The sequence below is a fragment of the Pseudomonadota bacterium genome, from assembly GCA_022361155.1.
In the GTDB taxonomy this organism is placed as follows: Bacteria; Myxococcota_A; Polyangia; order Polyangiales; family JAKSBK01; genus JAKSBK01.
In genome coordinates this window covers 1-23771 of sequence record JAKSBK010000603.1, presented here as the reverse complement: position 1 = coordinate 23771, position 23771 = coordinate 1, and the positions used below count along the sequence as shown (strand labels likewise).

Annotated in this window: 24 protein-coding genes; 9 read left to right on the top strand and 15 right to left on the bottom strand. The window is 64.5% G+C overall.

All coding sequences use genetic code 11. The features are described from left to right. Nucleotides 1–99 precede the first annotated feature (99 nt). The 6 genes from orn to MJD61_22785 all read right to left on the bottom strand — a co-directional run bounded on the left by orn (nucleotide 100) and on the right by MJD61_22785 (nucleotide 4550). Nucleotides 100–663: an oligoribonuclease gene (orn, locus tag MJD61_22810; GenBank protein MCG8558092.1), complete on the bottom strand. Its 564-nt coding sequence runs from the start codon at nucleotides 661–663 to the stop codon at nucleotides 100–102. Continuing rightward, nucleotides 663–1487, bottom strand: a complete 825-nt coding sequence (locus MJD61_22805) for an MBL fold metallo-hydrolase (protein MCG8558091.1) — start codon at nucleotides 1485–1487, stop codon at nucleotides 663–665. The genes orn and MJD61_22805 overlap by 1 nt, the downstream gene beginning before the upstream one ends. Before the next feature lie 49 nt (nucleotides 1488–1536). Next, the gene (locus tag MJD61_22800; protein MCG8558090.1) at nucleotides 1537–1995 is read right to left on the bottom strand and encodes an EVE domain-containing protein; all 459 of its coding nucleotides are present in this window, start codon (nucleotides 1993–1995) and stop codon (nucleotides 1537–1539) included. A 194-nt stretch (nucleotides 1996–2189) separates the two neighbouring features. Further along, complete coding sequence (locus tag MJD61_22795; protein MCG8558089.1) at nucleotides 2190–2849, bottom strand: hypothetical protein; 660 nt, start codon at nucleotides 2847–2849, stop codon at nucleotides 2190–2192. A 10-nt stretch (nucleotides 2850–2859) separates the two neighbouring features. Next, complete coding sequence (locus MJD61_22790; protein ID MCG8558088.1) at nucleotides 2860–3921, bottom strand: AAA family ATPase; 1062 nt, start codon at nucleotides 3919–3921, stop codon at nucleotides 2860–2862. Continuing rightward, the gene (locus tag MJD61_22785; protein ID MCG8558087.1) at nucleotides 3918–4550 is read right to left on the bottom strand and encodes a TetR/AcrR family transcriptional regulator; all 633 of its coding nucleotides are present in this window, start codon (nucleotides 4548–4550) and stop codon (nucleotides 3918–3920) included. Before MJD61_22785 ends, MJD61_22790 begins: the two co-directional genes overlap by 4 nt. Before the next feature lie 122 nt (nucleotides 4551–4672). Here MJD61_22785 and mazG point away from each other — a divergent pair, with 122 nt between their 5' ends. Beyond that, nucleotides 4673–5464: a nucleoside triphosphate pyrophosphohydrolase gene (mazG, locus tag MJD61_22780; protein MCG8558086.1), complete on the top strand. Its 792-nt coding sequence runs from the start codon at nucleotides 4673–4675 to the stop codon at nucleotides 5462–5464. Between the two features lie 125 nt (nucleotides 5465–5589). Next, nucleotides 5590–6612 (top strand): hypothetical protein, encoded by a 1023-nt coding sequence (locus tag MJD61_22775; protein ID MCG8558085.1) that lies wholly within the window; start codon nucleotides 5590–5592, stop codon nucleotides 6610–6612. A 3-nt stretch (nucleotides 6613–6615) separates the two neighbouring features. Here the strand turns inward: MJD61_22775 and genX are convergent, their stop codons facing one another. From genX to MJD61_22760, 3 genes are all read right to left on the bottom strand, one after another. Next, nucleotides 6616–7830 (bottom strand): EF-P lysine aminoacylase GenX, encoded by a 1215-nt coding sequence (gene genX, locus MJD61_22770; protein MCG8558084.1) that lies wholly within the window; start codon nucleotides 7828–7830, stop codon nucleotides 6616–6618. A 130-nt stretch (nucleotides 7831–7960) separates the two neighbouring features. Continuing rightward, a complete protein-coding gene (gene efp, locus MJD61_22765; GenBank protein ID MCG8558083.1) occupies nucleotides 7961–8539 on the bottom strand; it encodes an elongation factor P in 579 nt (192 codons plus the stop codon). Between the two features lie 150 nt (nucleotides 8540–8689). Continuing rightward, nucleotides 8690–9115, bottom strand: coding sequence for a hypothetical protein (locus MJD61_22760; protein MCG8558082.1), 426 nt, complete (start codon nucleotides 9113–9115; stop codon nucleotides 8690–8692). 133 nt (nucleotides 9116–9248) lie between these two features. Between MJD61_22760 and MJD61_22755 the strand changes: the two genes are divergently transcribed. Next, complete coding sequence (locus MJD61_22755) at nucleotides 9249–10184, top strand: tetratricopeptide repeat protein (protein ID MCG8558081.1); 936 nt, start codon at nucleotides 9249–9251, stop codon at nucleotides 10182–10184. A gap of 104 nt (nucleotides 10185–10288) precedes the next feature. On the opposite strand, the gene MJD61_22750 is transcribed toward MJD61_22755, so the two are convergent. Further along, on the bottom strand, nucleotides 10289–11110 hold the full coding sequence (locus MJD61_22750; GenBank protein ID MCG8558080.1) for a class II glutamine amidotransferase: 822 nt from the start codon (nucleotides 11108–11110) through the stop codon (nucleotides 10289–10291). A gap of 581 nt (nucleotides 11111–11691) precedes the next feature. Here MJD61_22750 and MJD61_22745 point away from each other — a divergent pair. The 6 genes from MJD61_22745 to ndk all read left to right on the top strand — a co-directional run bounded on the left by MJD61_22745 (nucleotide 11692) and on the right by ndk (nucleotide 19184). Beyond that, on the top strand, nucleotides 11692–14268 hold the full coding sequence (locus tag MJD61_22745; GenBank protein MCG8558079.1) for a hypothetical protein: 2577 nt from the start codon (nucleotides 11692–11694) through the stop codon (nucleotides 14266–14268). Nucleotides 14269–14340: 72 nt separating this feature from the next. Continuing rightward, nucleotides 14341–15306, top strand: coding sequence for a site-specific tyrosine recombinase XerD (gene xerD, locus MJD61_22740; GenBank protein ID MCG8558078.1), 966 nt, complete (start codon nucleotides 14341–14343; stop codon nucleotides 15304–15306). A gap of 180 nt (nucleotides 15307–15486) precedes the next feature. Beyond that, nucleotides 15487–16425, top strand: a complete 939-nt coding sequence (gene mdh, locus MJD61_22735) for a malate dehydrogenase (protein ID MCG8558077.1) — start codon at nucleotides 15487–15489, stop codon at nucleotides 16423–16425. Nucleotides 16426–16486: 61 nt separating this feature from the next. Then, nucleotides 16487–17671, top strand: a complete 1185-nt coding sequence (gene sucC / locus MJD61_22730; protein MCG8558076.1) for an ADP-forming succinate--CoA ligase subunit beta — start codon at nucleotides 16487–16489, stop codon at nucleotides 17669–17671. Nucleotides 17672–17691: 20 nt separating this feature from the next. Next, nucleotides 17692–18567: a succinate--CoA ligase subunit alpha gene (sucD, locus tag MJD61_22725; protein ID MCG8558075.1), complete on the top strand. Its 876-nt coding sequence runs from the start codon at nucleotides 17692–17694 to the stop codon at nucleotides 18565–18567. A gap of 203 nt (nucleotides 18568–18770) precedes the next feature. Continuing rightward, a complete protein-coding gene (gene ndk, locus MJD61_22720) occupies nucleotides 18771–19184 on the top strand; it encodes a nucleoside-diphosphate kinase (protein MCG8558074.1) in 414 nt (137 codons plus the stop codon). Between the two features lie 169 nt (nucleotides 19185–19353). On the opposite strand, the gene MJD61_22715 is transcribed toward ndk, so the two are convergent. The 5 genes from MJD61_22715 to MJD61_22695 form a co-directional block, all read right to left on the bottom strand. Further along, entirely contained in the window at nucleotides 19354–20565 is a 1212-nt protein-coding gene (locus tag MJD61_22715) for a serine/threonine protein kinase (protein ID MCG8558073.1), read from the bottom strand. A 209-nt stretch (nucleotides 20566–20774) separates the two neighbouring features. After that, a complete protein-coding gene (locus tag MJD61_22710) occupies nucleotides 20775–21443 on the bottom strand; it encodes a hypothetical protein (GenBank protein ID MCG8558072.1) in 669 nt (222 codons plus the stop codon). Further along, nucleotides 21440–22360: a peptidyl-prolyl cis-trans isomerase gene (locus MJD61_22705; protein MCG8558071.1), complete on the bottom strand. Its 921-nt coding sequence runs from the start codon at nucleotides 22358–22360 to the stop codon at nucleotides 21440–21442. Before MJD61_22705 ends, MJD61_22710 begins: the two co-directional genes overlap by 4 nt. Before the next feature lie 9 nt (nucleotides 22361–22369). Next, a complete protein-coding gene (locus tag MJD61_22700) occupies nucleotides 22370–22552 on the bottom strand; it encodes a hypothetical protein (protein ID MCG8558070.1) in 183 nt (60 codons plus the stop codon). Nucleotides 22553–22804: 252 nt separating this feature from the next. After that, on the bottom strand, nucleotides 22805–23771 hold a 967-nt coding region (locus MJD61_22695; GenBank protein ID MCG8558069.1), incomplete at its 5' end, for a hypothetical protein.

Here is a 23771-nt window from a genome sequence, read left to right as displayed (position 1 = left end):
TTCGATTGGCCGCCCAGCTATCCGGTTACCGAAACCATTGAAAAACCTCCCCTACTTTTGCACCGGCATGTAGCTACGCCGTTTCAAGGTCATCCTCGCTTAAGGCGTGCGCTTGGCTTGCCTGAAGAGGGTGGCGCGGTAGTGGGAAAGCTCCGCGATCGAGTTGCGGATGTCGATGCGCGCATCGTGGGCCCCGGCCGTTTTCTTCGCGAACACGGCGTCGTCGCCGTACCAGAGCTGGGCGACGAGCTTGACGGCCGTCACGTCCAGCACGCGATAGCTCAGGTAGCCGTCGAGTCCAGGCATCCAGCGCTCCAGGAAGCGCTTATCGTATCCGACGCTGCTTCCACACAGTTTGGCGGGATAGACGCACCAGCCTGTTACCCTCTCGATCAGTTGCCGCTCGGCGGCGCGGAGGTCGACCTGCGATTCGGTCACGCGCCGCAGCAGGCCGCTGCTCTGGTGCATTTCGCGGACATAGGGTGTCATCGCGGCGAGGCTTTCCGGGGGCTGCCAGATGTCGCAAGCGTACTCTTCCAGCGTCTGCAGGTTGGCGTCGGTAACGACGAGCGCGGCCTGTAGGATCACGTCGCGGTTCGGGTCGAGACCCGTCATCTCCAGGTCCAGCCAGGCCAGGTGCGTGGGGTGTTGCTCGCGTAGCATCAGGCCAGCTCGATACGGGCGCCCTCGCGCGCCACCCACGCGCCGTCCCACAGGCGGCGAGCGTCCGCTTCCACTTGGTGCATGAACGCATCCTCGTGGTCGGGATCGTGATGAAAGATAGCGAGGTGCTTGACGTTTGCGGAGCGGCACAAGCGCACGCCCTCCTGCCAAGTGGAATGGCCCCAGGTTCGGTGGCGGGGGTATTCCTCGTCCGTGTAGGTGCTGTCGTAGATGACGAGGTCGGCTCCTTCGATGAGTCCGAGGACGTTCTGGTCTTGACGGTCGGCGTTGTGCTCCGTATCCGTAACATAACACAACGCCTTGCCGGCATGCTCGATGCGATAACCCGTGGCGCCGTCGGGGTGGTTCAACGGTGCCGTCCTGATGCGAAGCGAGCTTCCGAGCGCGAAGCTGTCGCCCGCTCGGAAGTCCTCGAAGTCGAGATCGGCCCGGAGATTGTCAAAGGGCACCGGGAACATGGGTGTCGTCATCTGGTCGGCCAGGATCTGCCTCACGCCGCCCCGGTCGCTCAGATGTCCCGCAAGGATCCGCAGCGAGCGATCGCGCCGATAGGCCGGTGTGAAGAAAGGAAAGCCGTTGATATGGTCCCAGTGGGTGTGACTTAGGAGCAGGCGAGCACGTCTCACGTCCTGGCGCAAGAAGCTGCGCCCCAGCTCACGAATGCCGGTGCCCGCGTCCAGGACCAGAAGCTCATCGCCGGCACGGACTTCCACACAGCTCGTGTTACCCCCAAAGGCCATGTGCCGCGGCGAGGGACAGGCAATGCTGCCCCGCACGCCCCAGAACCGCAACCAAAAGGCCATGGAGCTCAAGAATACCAGAGCCGGGGGTGCTGCGCGTACTGATAACCGTTCACTGCACTTGGGCTGGTCTGGTTCCTGCCAGCTCGAGAATGTGCCTGAAATGTGGCTCGCTCACGGGCTGCACCGAAAGGCGCATGCCTCGCTTCAGGACCAGCATGCCTTGTAGTGCGGGATCGTCTCGAAGCAGGTGCAGCGGCAGCAGCACGTCGAAACGCGCCGCAAAGGCTACGTCCACGCGATCCCAAGCGGGTTTGGACGATCGTGAGCGTCGATCGAAGTACTTGCTGCGCCTGTCGAATTGGGTGTCGTCCGGATAGGCTTCGCGACAGATCCGCATGAGCCCCGCGATACCAGGGGGCGTGGCATTGGAGTGGTAGAAGAACGCCAGGTCGCCGACGCGCATTGCGCGCATGTGGTTGCGCGCCTGGAAGTTGCGTACTCCCTCCCATTCGGCGGTACCGTCGCGTTGCAGGTCGTCGATCGAATACACGCTCGGCTCGCTCTTCATCAGCCAGTACTGCAGAGGATCGCCCACGGGGGAGGTTGTAGCAGCAGCTGCGGGCGCGGCACATCCGATATGGGATCAAACACGGCTGCCTGGATCGGCTGGGTCGAACGGTCCCGGATCGGCTGGGTCGGACGGCGCCGGGTCGGATGGTCCTGGATCAAGCGCGCTGGAGCGGGCGCTCGCGAGCAGCAATGTCAGGGGGGCTCAGGTAGGTCGGGCAGCTGCTCAGCCGCCGGCCGGTCGCGCCCGTAGCGCTCGAGGGGCAGGGTGCGGATGCCGGACATACCAAGTACGAATCCCAATACCGCGAGCGTCATGCCTGCGATGCGCGTGATCGATCGGGTGAGATTGGGCGTGGCGTGCTCGGCTAGTAGTGGCCCCCGATAGAGCATGAGCCAGGCGGCGGCGGCGAACGATAGCAGCGCGGCCCCCAGGACTTCGAGCCCTTGCGTACCGAGCGAGGCTGCCAGCGTGGCGGACGTAATCATGGCCGCTGGGCCCACGAACAGCGGGAAACAGAACGGCACCATCAGGTGGTTGGGGCCCAGTGTTCCGGAGGCCGGGAGCGTGTAGCGCATGCCCAGCATGCGAATACCGACCATGGACATGATCAAGCCGCCCAGTCCGGTTATGGTTCCCGCCCAGTCGCCCGCAAAGAGCCGGCCGAGCAGCACCCCCAGGAGCGCCGCGAAGCTCAGCACGAGCAGGATGCCCGCTGCTACGGCGTTGCAGGCTCGAATCCGCTGAGCCTTTGGGGACTCCCCCACGATGCCCTCGAAGAGCCGCACCTTGCTGAGCGGATCCGACACCGCCACAAGGGCGATGAGCGCATGGACGTAGGGTTCGATCGGCACGTCGAGCCCGCTACTCGTCGATCCGGCGCCGGGCCAATGCGCGTCCGGCGTGGCGGAGCTCCATGAGCATGGATTCCAGCGCCATCAGGGCGTTGGCGTTTCGATCCAGGTCCTCGCCCAGCTGCGCGATCAGCGCGACCCGGCTTGCCGCCTCGTGCGGAGCGACCTGTTCGGCACGTGCCCTTGCAGCCTGCCACTGCTTCGAGGGAGCCTCCGGCCGGCCTCCGAATCCGAGTCCGGCCCGGGCGACCTCCCGGTAGAATCGAGCCAGGGTCTCCAGAGCCAGCGATCGCTGTTCGTGCTGTGCCAGGCCGTAAGCCGCGTCAAGCTGCGCCGAAGGCTCTGTGGCCGAGATCGCAGCGTCGAGCTCGAGCGCCAACTCGACCAACTCCAAGGAGCGGCCCTCCTGGCTTAGCTCGATGGCGCGATCCGCGCGGCCGTCTGCTAACATGATCGCGGCTTCTAGCGTCTCGGCGGGCACGCCACGTTCGCGCAAGATGCCCGCCAGCACCCGATCGGGCAGGCGCCCAAAACGCACGCGTTGACAACGGGACCGGATCGTGGGCAGCAGGCGCTGCGGACGTGCGGACGTGAGAACGAAGTGAATGTTGGCCCTCGGTTCCTCCAGTGCCTTGAGCAGTGCGTTGGCTGCCTCGGGGTGTTGGGCGGGCAACGAGATGTCCGCCTGCGGGAACACGAGGAAGCTTGCGTGGGCTTCGAAGGGTGCGTACTGAATGTAGCTCTGTATCTCATCGCGGACGATCCGAACTGGCAGATTGCGGTTGCCTTCCGTGCGCGGTGGAAACACGCGCACATCGGGGTGGTTCCCGTGGGCGAGCTTGGCCAGCAACTCGGCTTGGTGCGAAGGCTGCGCGCCGGCGAGCAGTCTGGCGCTGGCAAGTGCCAGTGCGGTCTTGTGTTTTCCAACGCCATCGGGTCCTTCGAACAGGTAGGCCTGGGCCAGCGTATCGCGTTCGAGCGCTTTTTGAAGCGTGCGCACGGCTGCCTGCTGGGCGACGATATCGCCCAACGGATCCAGGGCTCCGGAGCGGCCTGCCGTCGAGGTCGTCACTCGTCCTCCGTTGGCGTTTGGCTTGGCTGCAGGTCCCGTGCTGGCGTGGCTTGCCCGCCGAAATCGAGCATGGCCAAGGAAACGCTTTCAAGGGCGTCGACAACTTCGTCGGGACCAAAGGCGTCCGGATCCACCAGGGCCTGCATGAGCAGGCCGTCAAGGAGGGCATGGAGCAGGCGGGCCAGCAGCTGCGGCGGCACTTTCGGCTTCAAGCCGATCTTGCCCAGCTGCTCGTGGAGATGGGCTTCGACTTGCTCTACCGCGAAGCGGTAATACTGGGAGAGCGGGGAACGCAGTTTGGAATCGTGCAGGCTCTGGGCCAGCAGGTCGGCAACCACCACAGCCTCATCGGTGCGCTGTGCACGTACCCGCCACAGCTCCTGCAGCGAGGAGCGCAAGGATTGAAGGGGGTTGTCGCCCTCGGTCCAGGCGGCCAGCGTGCCGCGGGCCACGGCATCGCAGGCTTCGCGCAGGACCACCGTCATGAGCGATTCCTTGGTGGGGAAGTGGTAATGCACCGCACCCTTGGACATGTCCGCTTCGTTGGCGATGTCCATCAGGCTGGTATGGGCGTACCCCTGGCGCGCGAGGACCCGGGTTGCCGCTGCGACGATGTGAGCCGAGCTCACAGCCGACTTCTTGTACTTCATTCTGGCGGGGCAAGGTGCCGGTGGACGGGGTCGGCGTCAAGCCCGCAGGGCCACCCCGGCCGCGGGCGAGCTCGCCTATTCGTGGTACTAATGTCCGCGCCATGGACCCTCGGCCAAGTGGCAGCACCTTGCCCCGTCTGGTGGAGATCATGCGGCGGCTGCTGGCACCTGGCGGCTGTCCCTGGGACCGTGCGCAGTCGCTGCAATCGTTGCGCTCGTACGTGATCGAAGAGGCCTACGAGGTCGTCGAGGCAGTCGAAGCTGGGCAGCCGGACCCGTTGTGCGAGGAACTGGGCGATCTCCTGCTCCAAATCGTGTTTCAAGCGGAGCTCGCGCGAGCACGACAGTGGTTCGGGATCGATGACGTGGTCAGCGGGATCTGCGACAAGCTGGTGCGCCGCCATCCGCACGTCTTCGGTGATGAGCACGTGGCGGACGCTGCCCAGGTAGTCGTCAACTGGGAGAGGATCAAGGCCGCGGAAAAGGCCGGGCGGGGCGTGCTGGACGGCGTTCCGAAGAACCTGCCCGCGTTGCTGGCGGCGCAACGCCTGGGCGAGAAGGCCGCGCGCCTTGGGTTGGACTGGCCGGAAGTGGCAGCGGTGCGGCGCAAGCTCGCGGAAGAGCTTTCGGAGCTCGACGCCGCCATTGCAGCGGGCGACCAGGCCAACGCGCTCGACGAGCTCGGCGATGTGTTGTTCACGCTTGCCAATCTGGGCCGAAAGCTCGGCCACGATCCGGAGCTCGCCTTGCGGGGTAGCCTGACCCGTTTCAGGGCCCGGGTCCGTTACGTCGAGGCGGCGTTGCGCACTCGCGGCAAGACGCCCGAAGGCGCATCGTCGGAGGAGCTCGACGCGCTATGGGCGGAAGCGAAACAGCGGACCGCTGACGAGTGACCGAGTTGCTGCGCTTCGCTAGCGCATCGCAGTCGGCGCGTTAAGCTAAGCATGTTCGTGCCTCGAAGCCGCGGTCCCGGCGGGTGACGGCTCTTTCGGGCGTTCGGCTCGGAGGCGACTGACCCATGCAAGCGAGCGCCTGCATTCGGAACCTCGTTGTTGGCCGGTGGTTGATGCTGGGCGTTTGGGCTGGCGTCTGTCTGACCGGCTGCGGTGGGTCGGCGTGGGCGCGTGGCTACCTGGTGCAGCCTGCGAGCGTCCCGGTACGCGCGTTCCCCAATGTGTGGGTGCTGCGAGGCGAGAGCATGCTCGAGGATCGAATCGCCGAGCGCTTCGCCGCGCATGTGGGGGCGAGCGGGCGTACGCGTGTCGAGATGATCTCGAGGCATCAATGGGAGGAGTCTCGTCGTGCCGGCAAGATGCGTCCGGCCACCGTGGTGGTAATGTTCAGGCTGGGCGTCGATGAGGAGATGCATAGCCGCTGGGCGACGCGGCCGGAGTCGATCTGCAACGCGTGGGGCTGCTACACGGTGCAGCGTTCGTACGTTTACGAGGTGCCAACGGTCACCGGCAAGCTCGTGCTCATCGTGTACGACGCCAAGTCGGGTCGGCGCCTGCAACGGCTGACGCTGCGAACGATGGGCAAGTCCACCAGCCGCCAGCGTGCTCGCGAGCACGTTGCAGACACGTTGGCTCGCCGCGCTCAAGCGCTGACCAGTCAACGCAAGCGCATGATCGAGGTCGAGCTGATCGACGTCGACCTGCCTCAGACCCGACGCGCGCTGGACCTCATGCGTGCGGGTCGATGGCTTCAGGGGCGCGAGGTACTCGAACAGCTCGAGCGCGGGGGGCGGCTGGTGTGGCTGCCTGCGGTCAAGCGTGCACGCGTATACTACAACTTGGGGCAAGCGCGTCGCTTCGGGCGCAGGCGAGCGGAAGACGAGCTGCACGGCTTGCGAACGGCCGAACAAGCGCTCCGACAAGCCCAGCGCCTCGACCCGCAGCCACGTTATGCTCGTGCGATTCACGCCCTGTCGCGCCAGGTGCAAAGCGCGCAGATCGTGCTGGACCAGCGAACAGCCGCGGAGCACAACTTCAGGCTAGAGAGCCAGCTCGCCCTGCCTTCACCCCCTCCTTCGTATCGTTAGGGCCTAGAGCCGGCTTTGGCCAAAGGCGACCGCGTCCTCGATCTGTCTGACGCCGAGGATGAGCATCAGCAGCCGGTCTACACCCAGCGCGTTGCCACCACTGGGCGGTACGCCTTCTTCCAGCGCGGCCAGGAATCGCTCGTCGATCGGATAGATCGCTGCGGCGCGTGCTTGTCGGGCCTTCAGCTCGCGCTCGAAACGGCGGCGTTGCTCCACGGAATCGACCAGCTCGCCATAGCCGTTACACAGCTCCACCCCGTCGACGTAGGCTTCGAAACGATCCGCGAAACGTGGATCTTCTGCGTCCAGCCGTGCCAGCGCCGCCATGCTTGCTGGATAATGGGTCACGAAAGTGGGCCGTCCTCGGCCGAGCTCGGGCTCGACTTTTTCCACCAGCAATCGAAAGAAGAGTTCCTCGTCGCGAGCCACGCTTTGCAGGTTTGCATCAGCGTAGCGACTAAAGGCTTCCGTCAAGGTCACGCGGTCCCACGGTGGGCTCACGTCCACCGGAGCACCGTGTCCTCGGATCGTATGCGACTGCAGCAATCGTTCGGCCAGCGCGGCCACGAGTCGCTCGGTGTCGCGCATGACGTCCCGGCTGCCAGCGAAGGTCCGGTACCATTCCAGGAGCGTGAACTCGGGCTGGTGCAGATGCCCTTGCTCGTGGCGCCGGAAGACCCGGCAGACTTGGTAGATTCGCGGTAGGCCGGCGGCAAGCAGGCGCTTCATCTGGAATTCGGGACTCGTGTGCAGCCAGCGAGTGGTGTCACCACCGACGACTTCAAAGGCTTCGATGTGCGGCTCGAGCCCTGGGCTTGACACGATCGCCGGCGTCTCCACTTCGACGAAGTCTTGGTCATCAAAGAAGAGCCGGATGCCACGCAGCAACCGGTGCCTGGCCTTGAGCATCTCGAGATGGTTGCCGTGCGACCCGGCAACGCGTCCTTGGCCCCAGTTCCACTCGCCGTCCGATGTGCCGGGACGAGCCGTGCTCGCCACGACTCGAATCTGCTCTGCCCGCATCACGCTACCGTTCCATAGCCCGTGCACGGTCACCCAGCAGCCGGCAGCTGGCAGAGCGTTCTTCGCTGCGACGCGAAGCGAAGATGTATCGTCGCGCAGCACGAACTCGCGCGCTTCGGCCAAGACGACTCGTCCCGACACGGTGACCCGTGCACCGGCGGGAAGGTCGTGGGTCTGTCGAGCACTAGCCCGCATCGATGCGGAGCCTCACCAAACTAACTCTCAACCGCGTTCCTGCTCAACCGCGTTCCTGCTCAATCGTCAGACTGGTGATATGAGTTGCCCGCTAATCGATGTTGCAGCTGGCGGCAGGAGGCGGCAGGAACTAGGGTCCATGCTTCTTGAGCGTGACGCGCTCGACATAGGCGCCGGAGCGGGTATCGACTTTTATGGTCTCTTCTTCGTTGACAAACAGCGGCACGTTGACCTGAAGCCCCGTCTCGAGCGTAGCCGGCTTGCTCACGCTGCCACTTGTGTCGCCTTTGAACCCGGGGTCGGTCCTCGAAACCTTGAGCTCAACGAAATTGGGCAACGTGACCCCGATCGGCTGCCCATCGAAGAGCAGTACCTGTGCCGTGAGGCCATCCACGAGGTAGTACCGGTTGTCGCCCAGCCGTTCGGCCGACAAGTGCAGCTGCTCGTAGCTCGTCGTATCCATGAACACGAAGTGGTCACCCTCTGCATACAGGTACTGCATCTGGCGTTCTTCCAGATCCGCCTTTTCTAGTTTCTCGCCAGATCGGTAGGTGCGCTCGATAACCGTTCCATTGAACATGTTCTTGAGCTTGGTGCGTGTGAAAGCCTGACCCTTGCCTGGCTTGACGAATTGGAACTCAACCACGGCGTAGGGAGTCCCGTCGATCTGGATTTTGAGACCCTTGCGTATGTCGGAGGTGTCGTACATGTCGAGCGGCTCCACTAAACACTATCAGCCTGCGAATCGGCCCGCGAATCGGCCCGCGACGCGGGTGCGGCCGCGCAAGCTGTCCGCCATTCCGGCAGGATCGACGGCGGCTATGGGCAGGGAAGTGCCCGCGAGGGCTCGCGGAGCACCCTAGTCGTCTACGGCGACCCGCTTCACGACCACCACGGCCTCGCTGGGCGTCGCCACAGCTGCGTTGTTTTCGGCTGTCACCTTGACCTCGAATGCTTTCAGAGGGCTGGTAGCGACCAGGTGTCCCGTCCTTGCATCGTCGTCGTAGGCAAGGGTGCCTGCCTTGATCGGCTGCTGACCCTGCCCGGTGAACCACACCACGTACACGCTCGCCCCTTCAGCAATCCGTCCCGGCGGTGGCAGGTGCTCGAGGTGGATCGTGGCCAGGACATTGCCACCTTCCAGCTCCTCCACTTCCACGATGCCGTCGGCACCGGCAGCCTTGGCGCTGCCGAGCACCTGGTACTCCGACGACCCACCACAAGCACAGAGTCCCCCTAGGCATAGACTCATGACCAACGACAACCGCAACCCTATCTGACGCATACGCAAAGCTCCTCCATCCGGCTTTTAGGATGCCCAATTGCGCCAGTCAAGCGATAGCTTGGGGCTGGGCTCGGTCGGGACCAGGCACGATACATGGTTCCAGGCTGTTGCGGGGCCGCCGTGCCGCGCTTCCTTGCCACGGCCGGACGCGGGCGTTATCCCGGCCGAGATGCAGGATGTCGACGACGAGATTCGCGAGATCAAGAAGGAGATCATCGAATCTCGGAGTCTGGTCATCAAGACGAACAACCTCACGAACTCGCTCGCTGCGGATATCAAGTCCATAGGCAAGCGGCAGGCGGACTACGAGCGTCGATTCAACTGGAACGGCGCCGTCGCCTACGTGGTGGTCGCGACGCTGTCTTTTGTGGGGCTCAAGTTATGGTCCGACGTGCGGGTCGGTGAGATCGAGTCGGAGAAGGAGACGCTCGCGCGCCAAGTGCAGGACCTGCGTCGAGATGTGGCGGAACAGACCCGTCAGGCTGCCCGGCGCGCCAACGCCGAGGCCAAGGCGGCGGACTATTACAAGCTTATTAAGCATCGGGAGCGGGTTGCAGTGGTGGAAGGCTACGACGATGTTCGTGCTGAGCAGCTGTCGCGCACGGAGGCGCAGGTCTTCCGCGACACGGTGGAGCAGTTTCGGCTAGACCTCTCGGTTGCGGCCTACCAGGCGGGGCTCGGGCTCATGCGGACGGGTCGTTTTGCAGAGGCGACGGATAAGTTCCATGAAGCGATACGTCTGAAGGAGGGGGCGTCCCATCTACCCGCGCTGAAGTTGCAGCTCGGTCGAGCGTTGCTGCGGCTCGGTCGAGCCGAGCAAGCGGCCGTGTACGCCCGTCAGGTTCTGGGGCAGAACGTAGATCGGGACCTGCACGTGGAGGCGGCCTGGCTGCTCAGCCATTGCGCTGAAGCAAATGGGCGCCTCGACGAGGCGCGCAACGCCATCCGTACGATTCTGCGCCGCTGGCCTCGTTCGGCGCTGATTCCTGCTGCCCGCCGGCGCCGAGCCGAGCTTCGGCACAAGATCCTCAAGCAGTGGTCGTCGGACAGCAAACCACCCAAGCCCTAACGCGCCAACCCCTAACCGTTCAGGCTCCAGGAAGTCGGGTTTTCAGGCGTCAACGGTTACGCCAACCCTGAGCCTGTAAGGCCGTGCGGGAGTTGGGCGTCTCCTTAGAGCGGCTCGAGATTGACGCGGAAGTCCCGGTCGACCGTAGCCATGCAGCCTTGCCGCATCGTCTGGTAGCCCACGGGTGCTTGCTCGAGCCCGGAAGCCAAGAGCGTGTAGCGAAAGCCGCGGCGTAGGCTCGCCACGTCGCTGGTCGCGGCCTCCTCGGGCGCGTCGCGAGGCTGCGGCTCGGACTCGCGCGCGAGCAAGGCCATGGGTCCTCCCCGGCAAAGCGCATACAGATGCCGGCCGTTGGTGATCACCAGGTTCAGGTTCCCGGGCTCGCCACCCACTTCGGCCGTAAGACGGTCCACCAACCGCACTGCCGATCGCACGGCCATGGTCACGGTTTGGTCCTGGGCATCCGGGCTGTCCAGCTGTCCGGAGTCGTGCACAAAAGAGAGAATGGTATGGAACAGATGCTCGCTATCCGTGGATCCTCGGATATTGCGGCGAATGAAGTCCGGCATGGTCTCCAGCAACCGGGGCTTGAGCACCTCGAAGCGATCGACGTCGCCGCTGTGTGCGAAGAGCCACTGGCGCATGCGGAAGGGGTGGGTGTTTTCCGCGCGGCATTCCGGAGTGCCGATCGCCCGGGCATGGGCGATCACGCAGTGAGATCTCACCCCCTCGATAGCTTGGATCCAGTCGATGGGTTCGTCCGACGGTTGCGGGTGCTTCTTGTGAAGTACCTCACCGGACTGATAGAAGCCGAGTCCCCACCCGTTGGTGCGGGCCGGCGCTTGGCCGAGCGCCTCCATCTCGTTGGTGAGCAGCTCAGCTAGTCGGTCGGCTCGACTGGCCATGCACGCGAGAAGGAATCCCATGGGTTACTCGTTGCCTCGTCTCAGGGAATAGGCTCAAACTCAGAGCCTGGTCACCGTTTGGTCCTTTTTCCCGCGATCGCCTTGCTGTTTTCCACGATCGCATGCCAGCCAGTTATAGCCACTCCGCCGTAGCCATCCTTCGCACCGTTGGGAAGCGCTTGTTCAGGTATTGCCTCCAAAGCCTGCCAGTCTGTCACAATCGGCTCCGTTACGATCCGCGGGGCCCCGGAGGAACGCATCGCGCCGTCGAGCGGCGGTCGTTTGCCGCGTCCCAACTCCGGAGCAAACGCCGCGAACGTTGGCGAACAAAGGATCTCGCATGCATCTCGGCCGCGCGAAAACCTGCGACTACGCCCAACCCAGCACAGAGGATTATTACGACCGGTGTCAGATCGATGTCGAGCGGCATCGCGCCAACGATCCGTGAACAAACTAGCACTCTCCTCCTACACGGGCAACTCCTCTGCGCTGCCGCGGCCGCCTTTGTGGCACCGCTGTGCATCGGAGCGATCGCGCTCCTAGGATGGCCACCGCCCGCGAGCGCTGCAGAGCCGATCGGCTACGGGCTTAGGGTTCGCGCCATGCCCAACCAGGGCTTGGTGCACGCCAGCATGCGGGTGCGGGTGCGGGTAAAGCACAACGAGGCTCACGTTCGGTTGTGGCTGTATGCCGACCGTCTGGCAGTGAGCCCTGCCGTGATGGACGAGATCAGCTATCGCTGGGTCTACCCGCGCCAGCGCGCCTACGGCGGAATCAAGCTCAGCGATGTGCGGGTCGACGGCTCGCCCGCGCGCCTGCGCTACGTGCGCTATCCCGCGGGGCATGAGCGTTCCCGCGACGCTTCGGGAGGCGACGCGCTGGTTGAGCTTCCGCCCGGGCCCGCCCGGATCGTGAGCGTCTCGCTGCGATTCCGCTTGGTGGTCCCTGCTCGCTTTGGCCGCCTCGGCCGCGCGGGCGACGCGCTCGCCCTGCTGGCGCCCTGGTACCCGCTGGTGGTGGGGCAGAATGACTGCTGGGACTACGATGTGCCCCACCACATCCAACTGAGCCTGGCCTCCGGATACCAGGCGTGGGCCGCGCAACGCCGCGTACAAGGAGCTGCCGAGCTGCAGGCGCAGGGCTCGTATCTGCCGGTCTTCATGGCTCGGCGAATTCACGTGCAGCCCCTTGGATCGAAAGGCCGGCGCACGCGCTACATAGCCTCCAGCGCGCCGTATCGCGCTCCGGAGCCCGAGGCTCAGGGAATCTGGGGGCTGCGCGATCTTCTGAAGATCGACGTGCCCAGGCGCGTCGAGCGCGTGCTGCGGGATGTGGAGCTCACGTTGCGGGCGAGCGATCTGCCACCGCCTGATCCGCCGGCTGTTGTTCGAATCCCCACTCGAGTGGAGCTGACCTCGCTCGCAGGATCGACCGTGGTCGTGTCCGACCGGTTGTTCGAAGTGCTGCCGTTCAAGGTCGCCCGGGCCTTTCACGAGCGCGCCTTGCGGCGTGCGCTTTTCAGGCACGCGGCCCTCGAGCTCTTCGGGGCCAAGGACGGGGCCGCCGATCGCGGTTGGGCTGCCGACCTGCGAGCGGTGCTGTTGGCGGATCTCGACGATTCGCGCCGCGCCGGCAAGCGGCTGCGTCCCGATCAGATCCTGGCAGCGGTTTCGTTCCATCCCATCGTGGATCAACTCCTGTACGCACCGCAGATTCCGTTTGAGGACGTGTACTTCGGTGCGGTGGCGGAACGGGACGTTTTCCGGGACGATCCGGTTCACTCACGGCTGTTGCTTGCACGCGGCCGCCGCTTGCTCGAGGCGGCTCGGGACGCGATGCGTGGTCCCGAGTTCAAGCGCTTCGCGGGAGCGCTCTTGGATCGACGCCTTTCGGTGCGCGAGGCGCTTGCCCAAGCCGCGCCCCGACTCGAGCCGCGGCTCGACCAGTGGCTGGCCGCGCCACGCTTGCTCACCAATTACAAGCTGCTCCGTTTTGGATCCAAGCCGCTCGCCACCGGCGGCTTCGAGCACAGGGTCGAGATTCTGCGCGAGGGTGCAGCGGTCGTCGAGCCCGTCGAGGTCCTGGCGATCGATGGCGACGGCCGCGAGCTAAGGGGCCGCTGGCGTGGATCGGGCCAGCGCGGGACGGTCACGCTGCGGAGCCAAGCGCCGCTCGACAGAGTGCAGATCGATCCCCGCCGCAGGCTGACGCAGGATCCGAGGGCGACGCAGGGTCATCCCTACGCGGACGACGCGAACTGGCTGCCGTGGCGGCCCCCCCTGGTTCAATGGTGGGATGTGAAGTACTTGCCGGGTGGCAAGTGGCAGGGCTTCGCCGATTTTGCGCTGCGGCGACGCTACGACCTCGAACATACGATTGCCGGCACCATCAACGGCAGCCCCCGATGGACCGGCGCCCGGGCGCTGTATGTGGAGAGCTTCGGTCCCAAGGTGCACACGAACCGCCGGCCGCTGAGCGCGGGGGCCGGGTTGGAGTTTCGCCGCTTGTGGCCGTCCGGGGATGCGGGCGGCGGCTACCGGTTCGCTGCGCTGGCGCAGCTGAAGTCCGACACCATCAGCTTCATCCAGGACCCCAGGCGGGGCTACTACGTCAAGGGCGACCTGTCCCTGGGGTTCGTGCGCGGTGACGACGGCGCGCTAGGTCCGCTCGTGGCGGCCGGCCTGCGCTCGGCGCTTCTCGTTCCACTCGGCTTACGTAACGTAACGTTCCTGCTGGGGGGGGCCGATCTGGTCGCGGGCAAATTCTTGCCGGCGGATCGGCCCGACTTGGCCGACGGCTTTGTCTTGCGCGGTTTCGAGTTCGGCGAGGCACTTGGTGATGCCCGCCTGTACGCGGCCTTCGAGCACCGGTGGACCGCAGTCGCGGGCCTCGATTGGAATCTGTTCCAGCTCGGCTGGGTGCGGGAGATACAGCTCGCCGCGTTTGGCGCCGGAGGAATGCTGGTCAACCCCGTATCCATCGATCCCACCGAGATGCGAAAGCGCCGGCTGCGGGGCCATGCGGAGGTTGGTGCAGGACTGCACCTGCAGGTTGACTGGGGCGGTTTCCAGCGGGGCCTGGCCCGCTTCAGTCTTGCAGTCCCGTTGACGCGAACGCCGGCCGAAAAGCAGGGCCGCGCCCCTGTGGGGCTGCAAATCGCCTTGGAACAGCTGTATTAGCCGGGCGTTCGGACAGACCTGGACCGGCGATTCTTTGCTACAGATCGCCGATCCCGGCGATACTCGAGGGTTGTGGGTCGAGGCGACACCGGAGCTCGCGCCTGTGCACAGGCAGGCAACCGCGGTCGAGCCGCGAGCGACGCCCTCCGGCGCGACGAGCCGTGGCTGGACGCCTATATCGAGCACCTGCAGGTGGAGCGGGGGCTGAGCCGCGCCACGGTCGAGGCCTACGCGGCCGACCTGAATCGCTATGTCGGCCATCTCCACGCTCGGGAACTGAGCCTCGCGTCCGCGCGCGCCGACCTGATCCCCGGGGTGTTGGTAGCACTCGCCGAAAGCGGGCTGTCCGCCAGGTCGCAAGCTCGCTTTCTGTCTTCGATCCGGGGCTTGTACCGGCATCTGGTGCGCGAGGGCCTCGTCAAACGTGATCCGAGCGCCACCGTGCCGGCACCCAGGCTGCGACAGAAGCTGCCCGGCGTGCTGACCGAGGACGAGATCCTGCGGTTGCTCAGCGCTCCGGACCAGGGTACCGAGCTTGGCAAACGCGACGTGGCGATGTTGCAGACAATGTACGCTGCCGGCCTGCGCGTGTCGGAGCTCACCTCGCTAGCGCTCGGCGACGTGCGTCTCGAGCAAGGCTACGTGGCCGCCTTTGGCAAGGGCCGCAAGAGGCGTTTGGTACCCATTGGTGCGGCCGCGCGGGCAGCGCTTGCCGACTATCTGAGCCTGGTGCGGGGGAAATGGGCACGGCCATCCGAGCCCGCCGTCTTTGTCACCAAGCGCGGCAGCGCCCTGACGCGTCAGGCCTTCTGGAAGAACATCAAGAAGTACGCGCTCGCGGCGGGCATCGTGAAGCCGATGTCGCCGCACAAGCTCCGTCACTCCTTTGCCACGCATCTGCTGGCAGGTGGTGCGGATCTGCGCCTCGTGCAGACACTCTTGGGTCACGCGGACATATCTACGACGCAGATCTACACACACGTGAGCGGGGAACACCTGCGTGCGATGCACGCGCGTTTTCATCCCAGGGGCAGCTAAAGCGGCAACGCGTCCGCCCGGCGCTCCCCGGAACCCGATGCGGGCGGATACGACGGATCACAAGCTAGCATCGGCTGCCGTGACCGAAGCCCAACGGCTTCGGCCCGCTTGTTTCCAAGTTGGTAACCGATGCGGGCTCACGATGTGGTATAGCAACCCAAAGTACACGGAGGACAGGTGATGCCGGCACGCAAGAAAATCGCTGTAGTGGGAGCGGGCAATATCGGAGGGGAGCTAGCGGCCATGGTGGCCCGTCGTGAGCTTGGCGATGCTGTCTTGCTCGATATTCCGGACAAAGAAGGCGTGGCCAAAGGCAAGGCCTTGGACCTGATGCAGGCTGCAGCGCTCGAGGGCTTTGACGTCCGGCTCACAGGCACGGCCAGCTACGACGAGGTGCAGGGCGCCGACGTGGTGATCGTGACCGCAGGCGTGCCCCGCAAGCCCGGCATGAGCCGCGACGATCTGCTTTCCATCAATCTCAAGATCATCCGTGACGTGGCCGGGAACGTGAAACACAAGGCCCCCGACGCGTTTGTCATCGTGCTGTCCAATCCGTTGGACGCCATGGTCTATGAGCTCAAGCGCATCACCGGCTTCCCACGCGAGCGGGTCGTGGGCATGGCTGGCGGGTTGGATAGCGCGCGCTTTCAGTGCTTTTTGGCCGAGGCGGCCGGGGTCAGCGTCAAGTCGGTGCGCACCCTGGTGCTGGGTGGTCACGGCGACACCATGGTTCCGTGCCTCAGCTACTGCACGATCAACGGTATTGGCGTGCGCCAGCTTCTGCCCGAGGACACGCTCAACGCCATCGTGGAGCGCACTCGCTTTGGCGGCGGCGAGATAGTCAAGTTGATGGGTACCAGTGCGTACTATGCGCCAGCCTCCGGGGCCATTCAGATCGCGGAGAGCTTCCTCAAGGGTCAGGACCAGCTCGTAGCTTGCGCTACCTATCTCGAGGGTGAGTACGGCTACAAGGATCTGTACCTCGGGGTCCCGGTTGTGATCGGCGGCCAGGGCATGCAGCAGGTGGTAGAGGTCGAGCTCTCGGACGTCGAAAAGGCAGGGCTCGAGAAGAGCGCGGGTGCGGTCAGGGAGCTGATCGAGGCCTCGGCCAAGCTGTGATCCGCAGCCGCCGACCCGACATCCGAGAACGGCCGGCCGGGCAGCGCTGGAGGAACCCTTCATGAACGTGCACGAGTACCAGGCCAAGCAGATCTTTCGCGCCTATGCGATCCCGGTCCCTCAGGGAGCCGCCATCTTCAAGCCGGAAGACGCCGCGCAGACCGCGCGCAAGCTGGTCGCCGAGACCGGCAACGAGGTCGTCGTCGTCAAAGCCCAGATACATGCGGGCGGCCGGGGCAAGGCGGGTGGCGTGAAGGTAGTGACAGGCGTCAGGGCGGCGGAGGAAGCTGCAAAGCAACTGTTTGGCAAGGTGCTCGTGACCCACCAAACGGGCCCAGCCGGCAAGAAGGTCCTGCGGGTGTTGATCGAGCAGGGGTTGGCCATCGAGCGCGAGCTGTACGTAGCGGCGGTGCTGGATCGTGAGACCCGCCGCATCGTGGTCATGGCTTCCACGGAAGGCGGCGTGGAGATCGAAGAGGTCGCCGCCCAAACACCAGAGAAGATCGTCAAGGTGATCGTCGATCCCGTTGTGGGGCTGGCGGGCTACCAGGCCCGGCAGCTCGCGTTCGCGCTGGGCCTTGGCGGGAGCGCGTTCAAGGAGTTTGGCAGCTTGGCGGCTTCGTTGGTCAAGCTGTTCGAGGCAGAGGACTGCTCCCAGGCCGAAATCAACCCGCTCATCGTGACCAAAGACAACCACGTGCTGGCTTTGGATGCCAAGCTGAACTTCGACGACAACGCCGACTTTCGCCACAAGACGTGGGGCGAGCTGCGGGACCTGAGCGAGGAGAATCCCACAGAGACGGAGGCCAAGGCGGCGGGCCTCAGTTACATTCAGCTCGAAGGTAACATCGGTTGCCTGGTCAACGGCGCGGGTCTGGCGATGGCCACGATGGACATTATCAAGCACTTCGGGGGCGAGCCTGCCAACTTTCTAGACGTAGGCGGCGGAGCAAGCAGGGAAGCGGTCCAAAAGGCGTTCTCGATCATCCTGGATTCGTCGGATGTCAAAGGCATTTTCGTGAACATCTTTGGGGGCATCATGAAATGCGACATCATCGCCGACGGGATCGTGGCGGCATCTCGGGCTCTGGGTCTCGAGGTGCCCCTCGTGGTGCGACTCGAGGGCACGAACGTAGAGCAGGGACGCAGAATCCTGTCCGAGTCGCAGCTCGCCATTACCTCGGCGTCCAGCATGGCTGACGGCGCGCGCAAGATCGTCGAACAGGTGAGCGCTGGCCGCGCATAGGCGACGCCGGAGGCAATACGATGGCCATTTTCGTAAACGAGCAGACGCGGCTGCTGGTGCAAGGCATCACGGGAAGCGCGGGCGGCTTCCATACCGGTCAGATGTTGAGCTACGGGACACATGTGGTGGCAGGCGTCACGCCCGGCAAGGCTGGGCAGAAGTTCGATGACCGGGTGCCCATCTTCAACACCGTGCGCGATGCCGTGGCGGCGACGGACGCGAACGCATCTTGCATCTTCGTCCCACCTCCTTTTGCCGCCGATGCGATTCTCGAGGCCATCGATGCGCAGATCAAGCTGGTGGTGTGCATAACCGAGGGCATCCCAGCGCTCGACATGATTCGTGTGCGCCGCGTGCTGGACGCTCAGGACAAGACACGCCTGATTGGGCCGAATTGCCCGGGTGTCATCACTCCGGACGAATGCAAGATCGGCATCATGCCAGGTCATGTGCACAAACGGGGCCGTGTAGGGGTCGTGTCGCGCAGCGGAACGCTCACCTATGAGGCAGTGGGCCAGCTGACAGCCCTGGACATCGGTCAGAGCACCTGCGTCGGTATCGGTGGCGACCCGGTCCAGGGGACGGATTTCATCGATGTGCTCCAGGCCTTTCGCTGCGACGACGAGACCGACGCGATCATCCTGATCGGCGAGATCGGGGGCTCGGCGGAAGAAGCTGCTGCGGAGTACATCAGGCTGCACTTCAGCAAGCCCGTGGTTGGCTTCATCGCGGGAGTTACAGCTCCCCCAGGAAAACGTATGGGTCATGCTGGTGCCATCATCTCGGGCGGCAAGGGCACCGCTGCGGACAAGATCGAAGCCCTGAAGGCAGCGGGGGTCCACATTGCACCAACGCCGTCCGACATGGGCTCGACCCTCAAGAAACTCCTAAGCTAGTGTCCTGGAACAGAAACCCCTCCCATAATTCGGCGGCCCTTGACGCCGATTGAACCAGCGACCGCCTTTCGGCTATCTTCTCGAAATAGCTCTGCACTGCATCGGAATTGAACCGCAGCCGGCGTTGATTTGCCGGCCCCTTCGACGCCAATTGCTCACCGAATTATGCAGGTAATCACTGTTCCACGACACTGGTCAATCACATGCAGCGGACACTAAGCATCATCAAGCCCGACGCAGTCGAGCAGCACAGCATCGGATCCATCGTGCGGATGATCGAGCAGGCCGGGCTCGACATCGTAGCCATGAAGATGATCCATCTCACACGCCCTCAGGCCGAGGGCTTCTACGCCGTGCACCGGGAGCGACCCTTCTTCGGCGAGCTCGTGAACTTCATGACCCGCGGGGCCGTCGTTGTGATGGTTCTACAAGGCGAGCAAGCGATACAACGCTACCGGGACCTCATGGGACCGACCGACCCAGTCAAGGCCGGCACCGGCAGCATCCGCAAAGAGTTCGGAAGCAACATCGGCGAGAATGCAGTCCACGGCTCGGACTCGACGGACACCGCAAAGTTCGAGGTCGGCTACTTCTTCCCCGGCTTCGAGCTGGGCTAGCTACATGACGGTGCGCCTGCGCAATGCCTACCCCCGCGCCACAGCCGGAAACCAAGACCCGGTGGTTCTGCTCGGTCATCCATCCGGGAGCGCGAGGAAAGCCCGGAGCGCCTTGCCAGCGACCTACAGCCCTCGACGCCAATCGATCACAAACCCCTGGCAAGCGGCACTAGTGCGCCAGCAGAGCGAGCAGACCTGCCACCAAGACGGCCACTGCCGCGAGCCCGACCAGTAACCTCGGAGCTCGCATCTCGCGGATACCAGCCGGGCCGGGGACCACCGACGATCCCGCACCTGCAGCTGGTTGCAGCTCCGAGTCCGGCACGTCCATGAGCGAGCCGCCGGCGGGTTGTGACTCGAGCGATGGCGGCGAAGCCTCGGACAGTTCCTGGCTCAGGCGTCCCTGCGGCGAGTCTGCGCACTCATCGACCGTGCCCTTGAGCCCCCATGCCCCCACCAACGCCTCAGCAAGTTGAAATGTGTTGCGATAGCGGTGGCTCTTATCCTTCGCGAGCCCCTTCTCCAGAACGGGGTCTACCGTCTTGGGTACCTCGACCAAAGAACTGGGGGGCGGCGGATCCGCCTTCATCAGCTGCGTCAGGATCGCTGCAACGCTCTTGCCCTCAAACGGTACTCTACCCGTCAGCATCTCGTAGACGATCGCCGCCAGAGCAAACGCATCGCTCTGTTGATCCACGTCCTGCCGACCGAGCGCTTGCTCCGGGGCCATGTAATAGGGCGAGCCCAGGGTGGTTCCAAACGCCGTCAGCTTCGGTCCGAGATCCAGCTGCAGCTTGACCGCGCCGAAGTCCAGGAGGCGCACCACGTCTCCTTCGCCGGCCTCGCACAGGAAGATATTGTCGGGCTTCAGGTCCCGGTGGATAAAACCGAAAGAGTGCGCGTGGTGGAGCGCCCTCGCCACCTGGCAAGCGATGCGCAAGACACGCGGCGCTGGCAGGCGCGCCTCCCGAGCTAGCAGCTTCCCCAGCTCTTCGCCCTGCAGATACTCCATCGTCAGGAAGAAGGAGCGGTCCGACGTTTCCCCGAACTCCAGAACCTCAACGATGTTGGGATGGTTCAGCTCACGGGCCGTTTCGAACTCCCGCTTGAAGCGCTCCACGGCGACGCGGTCCTTGGCGACCTGGTCGTGCAGCACCTTGATCGCGACGCGGGCCCTGGTCTTCGGATGTCGCCCTTCGTAGACGCGACCCATGGCGCCGTCGGCCACACGGGCCACGATGACATAGCCGCCGAGTTGCCGCCCCAGCCTCCGGTCAATGTCCGACGGATCTTGATCCTGAATCGTGATCGCCCCGCAACGGCCACAAAAGAACACAATGTCTGCGTAGCTCGAATGGCAGGCCCGGCAGCTTCTGCTCACTGATTTCATGCTAATGGAAGCCACCTAGCGCGGCAACGAATTAGGCGTCGGGTCAAAACAACATTGCCAGGTCGGCTTTGAGGCGCCCGGCCGGCAAGGCGCGCTGTCGTGCGAATACTCCCTGTATTCGAAGGCGGCACAACACCGCTGGACGGGATGGAACGAAATCGAAGTGGCGATGTTATTTTGACCCGACGCCTTGGGGCCCGTCAGAAAGCCCGCAGCTGCCACTGGTCGCCGGGGCCCTGTACCAACGTGAGCTCCTCGCCGTGCTCCGTGCGTACCCGAAAGCACCACTGGTTTCCGCGTCTGGACAGGCTGCTGAAGCGCCCCAACACCTCGCTGACTTCGGTGCGCGTACTACCTACACTGAAGGAGCAGGGCGCATACGACCAACCCGTAGCGGGCCGTGTCTCGACGTGCAAGGGCTGGGCGGCGGGTTCCCATCTGGGAGCAGGCAAGACAATCTCCCGCCGGAACGCTGTGATGGCGCGGGGCATGGCTTCAGCCAGGTAGCGAAACTCCGGGTGCCCCCTACGGACGACAGCCAGCCCATAGTCGTCGTCGATGCGGCGCAGCACAACGGCTCGCTGCTCACCCCAGACCTCGAGTTCGTAAAGCGTGCCGGCCGCCAACCTGCTGGTGCGCGCAAAGAGCTGTCCTGCCCACGCAACCAGTTGGGCCGCACACAGCTTGGCGGCATAGGGCTCCAGCGAAGAAAAGTAGTCTATGGTCTCGCCCTCTCCGTCTACAAAGGCGGCGGCCAGTACCGTAGGGTCGGCCCGCCACAGTTGCGCCAACAACGGTGTAAGCCCGCTGTTGTGCTGGTCCCTTTCATGCTCGACGCGGCGACGCCTCGACGGGGAGCGTTGACTCACTTGCGCAGGCTCCGAGCGACTGAACCCGGATCGTCCAGAACCTCCAACAGCTCGCCGTGCAGCTTCAGGCGACTCCGGCTCTCGAGCCGCTCCACGAGCGCGTCGAAGCGCCTGCGCTGCTCACGTGCTGCCAACTCCCGCCGCAGCTGCGCGCGCACCTCTTCGAGCGGCGTGTTCTGCTCGGGAGCGATCTGCGTGATCTTGATTGCGTGCCAGCCAAACTCGGTGCGCACCGGTCGCGGCAGCACACCCACCTGCGCCTGTTCGAACACTGGCCCGACGAAATCGTGGACCAATGCGGCTTCACGCCCGAACGGCGCGATTTGTTCGGCCACGATCTCGAAGGACGAACCCTCGAACGCTTGCGCCTCTTCAAGCACCACTGCCTCGTCGGAGTGCTGACGAAACCGGATGACGAACTGCCGAGCGATCTTCCGTGCGTCGGCGTCAAGGGTTGGTTCAGCCCCTTTCCCGATCTTGACCACGACGTGAGCCACAGCGCGGCGTTCCGGCTTCCGAAAGCGTTCACCCGAACTTCTATAAGCCTCGACAACCTGAGCGCCGCTCACCTGCACTTGCTCGACCTCGTCAGCGAGCAATCGCTGAACCATGGCTTGCGTGACCGCCCGCGTCACGCTCGCATCCGAGCCATACCCCAATCGCTCTGCTTCGCCAGCAAGCAAGAGCTCTGCTTCGAGCAGCCGCAGCGCCGTGGCTGCGGAGAGCGACAAGTCCTGCGCCGCGGATACCAGCTCGTCGCGCCCGAGCGGAGCACCATCGACGGTGGCAACGACCAGGCCCGGATCGGCGGCCGTGGCGGTGGGAACGCTAGTGTGGCCGGTCGTCGCATGGGTCGTCTCTTGTGTGCCGCATGCAGCCAACAGGCTCGCCGCCACAGTAGCGCGACGTGAGGCCAAGCCCCACATCTACTCCCCCACCGAAGGGCGCAGCAATTCGACCGCAGCGTGCAGCAGCGATAGCCCTGTAAGGACCAGCACGAAGCATGCGATGTACTCGCGGCCTCGCAGCTGCACTATGGCGTAGAACAGTGTGCTCAAGGCCGCGAGCAGGACAACCAACCCGGAAGCCTCCCGAAGGACGCGCCTCATTCGAGCGCAGCATAGCGCGGCCTGGAGCTCAAGTCTCATCCGCCATGCAGGGTTGGCGCGACTTAGACGTCGGGTCAAAACAACATCGCCACTTCGATTTCGCTCCAGCCCGTCCAGCGGTGTTGCGCCGCCTTCGAATACAGGGAGTATTCGCGCGACAGCGCGCCTTGCTGGCCGGGCGCCTCAAAGCCGACCTGGCATGTAATCTTGACCCGCCTTGGTCCTCGTGCGCGTGCTCGTAGGGGGACCTTCTTATCCCTGAGCCCGGGCGGCTAGCCTGTGGCGGGTCGGCAGGGCCTCGCGCTTGAAGTTGTTCCAAATCGACCGCCCTTCCTCACGGCGCCGTAGCTCGTCGATCTTGGCGATGGCAGCCTCGCTGCCTCTGACGGCAACAAAATCGAGCGCGTTCAGCACGGCGTAGCGCACCTCCAGGTTCCGATGCCCGAGCCGCTCCACCAGGGCCGTAACGGCCTGATCGTTACCCCGCCCATATCGAGCCAACATGTTGGCGGCCTTGCGCACCACCAGCTTGTCCTTGTCCCCGAGCTTGCCAGCCCAGCAACCCAGGTCGGTGTCGCAGGTCCGAGCGGCGTCGAGCGCCGCGTCGTAACGCTGGAACGCTTCTCGAAACCCGCCCACTCGCTTCTCCTTGTTCACGATGGCTTTGAGCGAGCTGGTTTCGGCCTTGTTGGCGAGCATCGCATAGCCCGCGTACGCCAGCACGCGGATGTCGGGCAGCTCCCGCTCGTCCCTCTTCGCATTCTGCAGCAGGAAGGGCATGGCCCGCTGCGAGTACATATGCTGGAGCGCGACCAGCAGCTGAGGTCTCGAGATCTTCTCGGCTGCTGCGAAACAGCGCTTGATCGCTTCCACCACCTTGGCCGTGTCGGCCTCCGAACGATTCAAGCTAACCAGCGCGATCGCGGCGGCATTCCTACGACCTTCATGTTTGACCTTCGTTTCGGCGAGCAACGCATCCATGGCCTCACGGTAGCCGAGCTTGCCCAACGTGAACGTTGCCTCGTATCCGACAATGGCACCCGCATCCATGGCGGCCGCAGCATTGGGATCCCGTTCGCGAATCGCCGCGATATACTGCTCGGCGATCGTATTCGCCGCCTTGTTCTTACCCTTGAGCAGCTCCAGCAGCGGCGCGAGCGCGGGCCGGCCGATCGCGACCAGTACACTGGAAGCAGCGTCGTTCATGCGCATGGCCGGG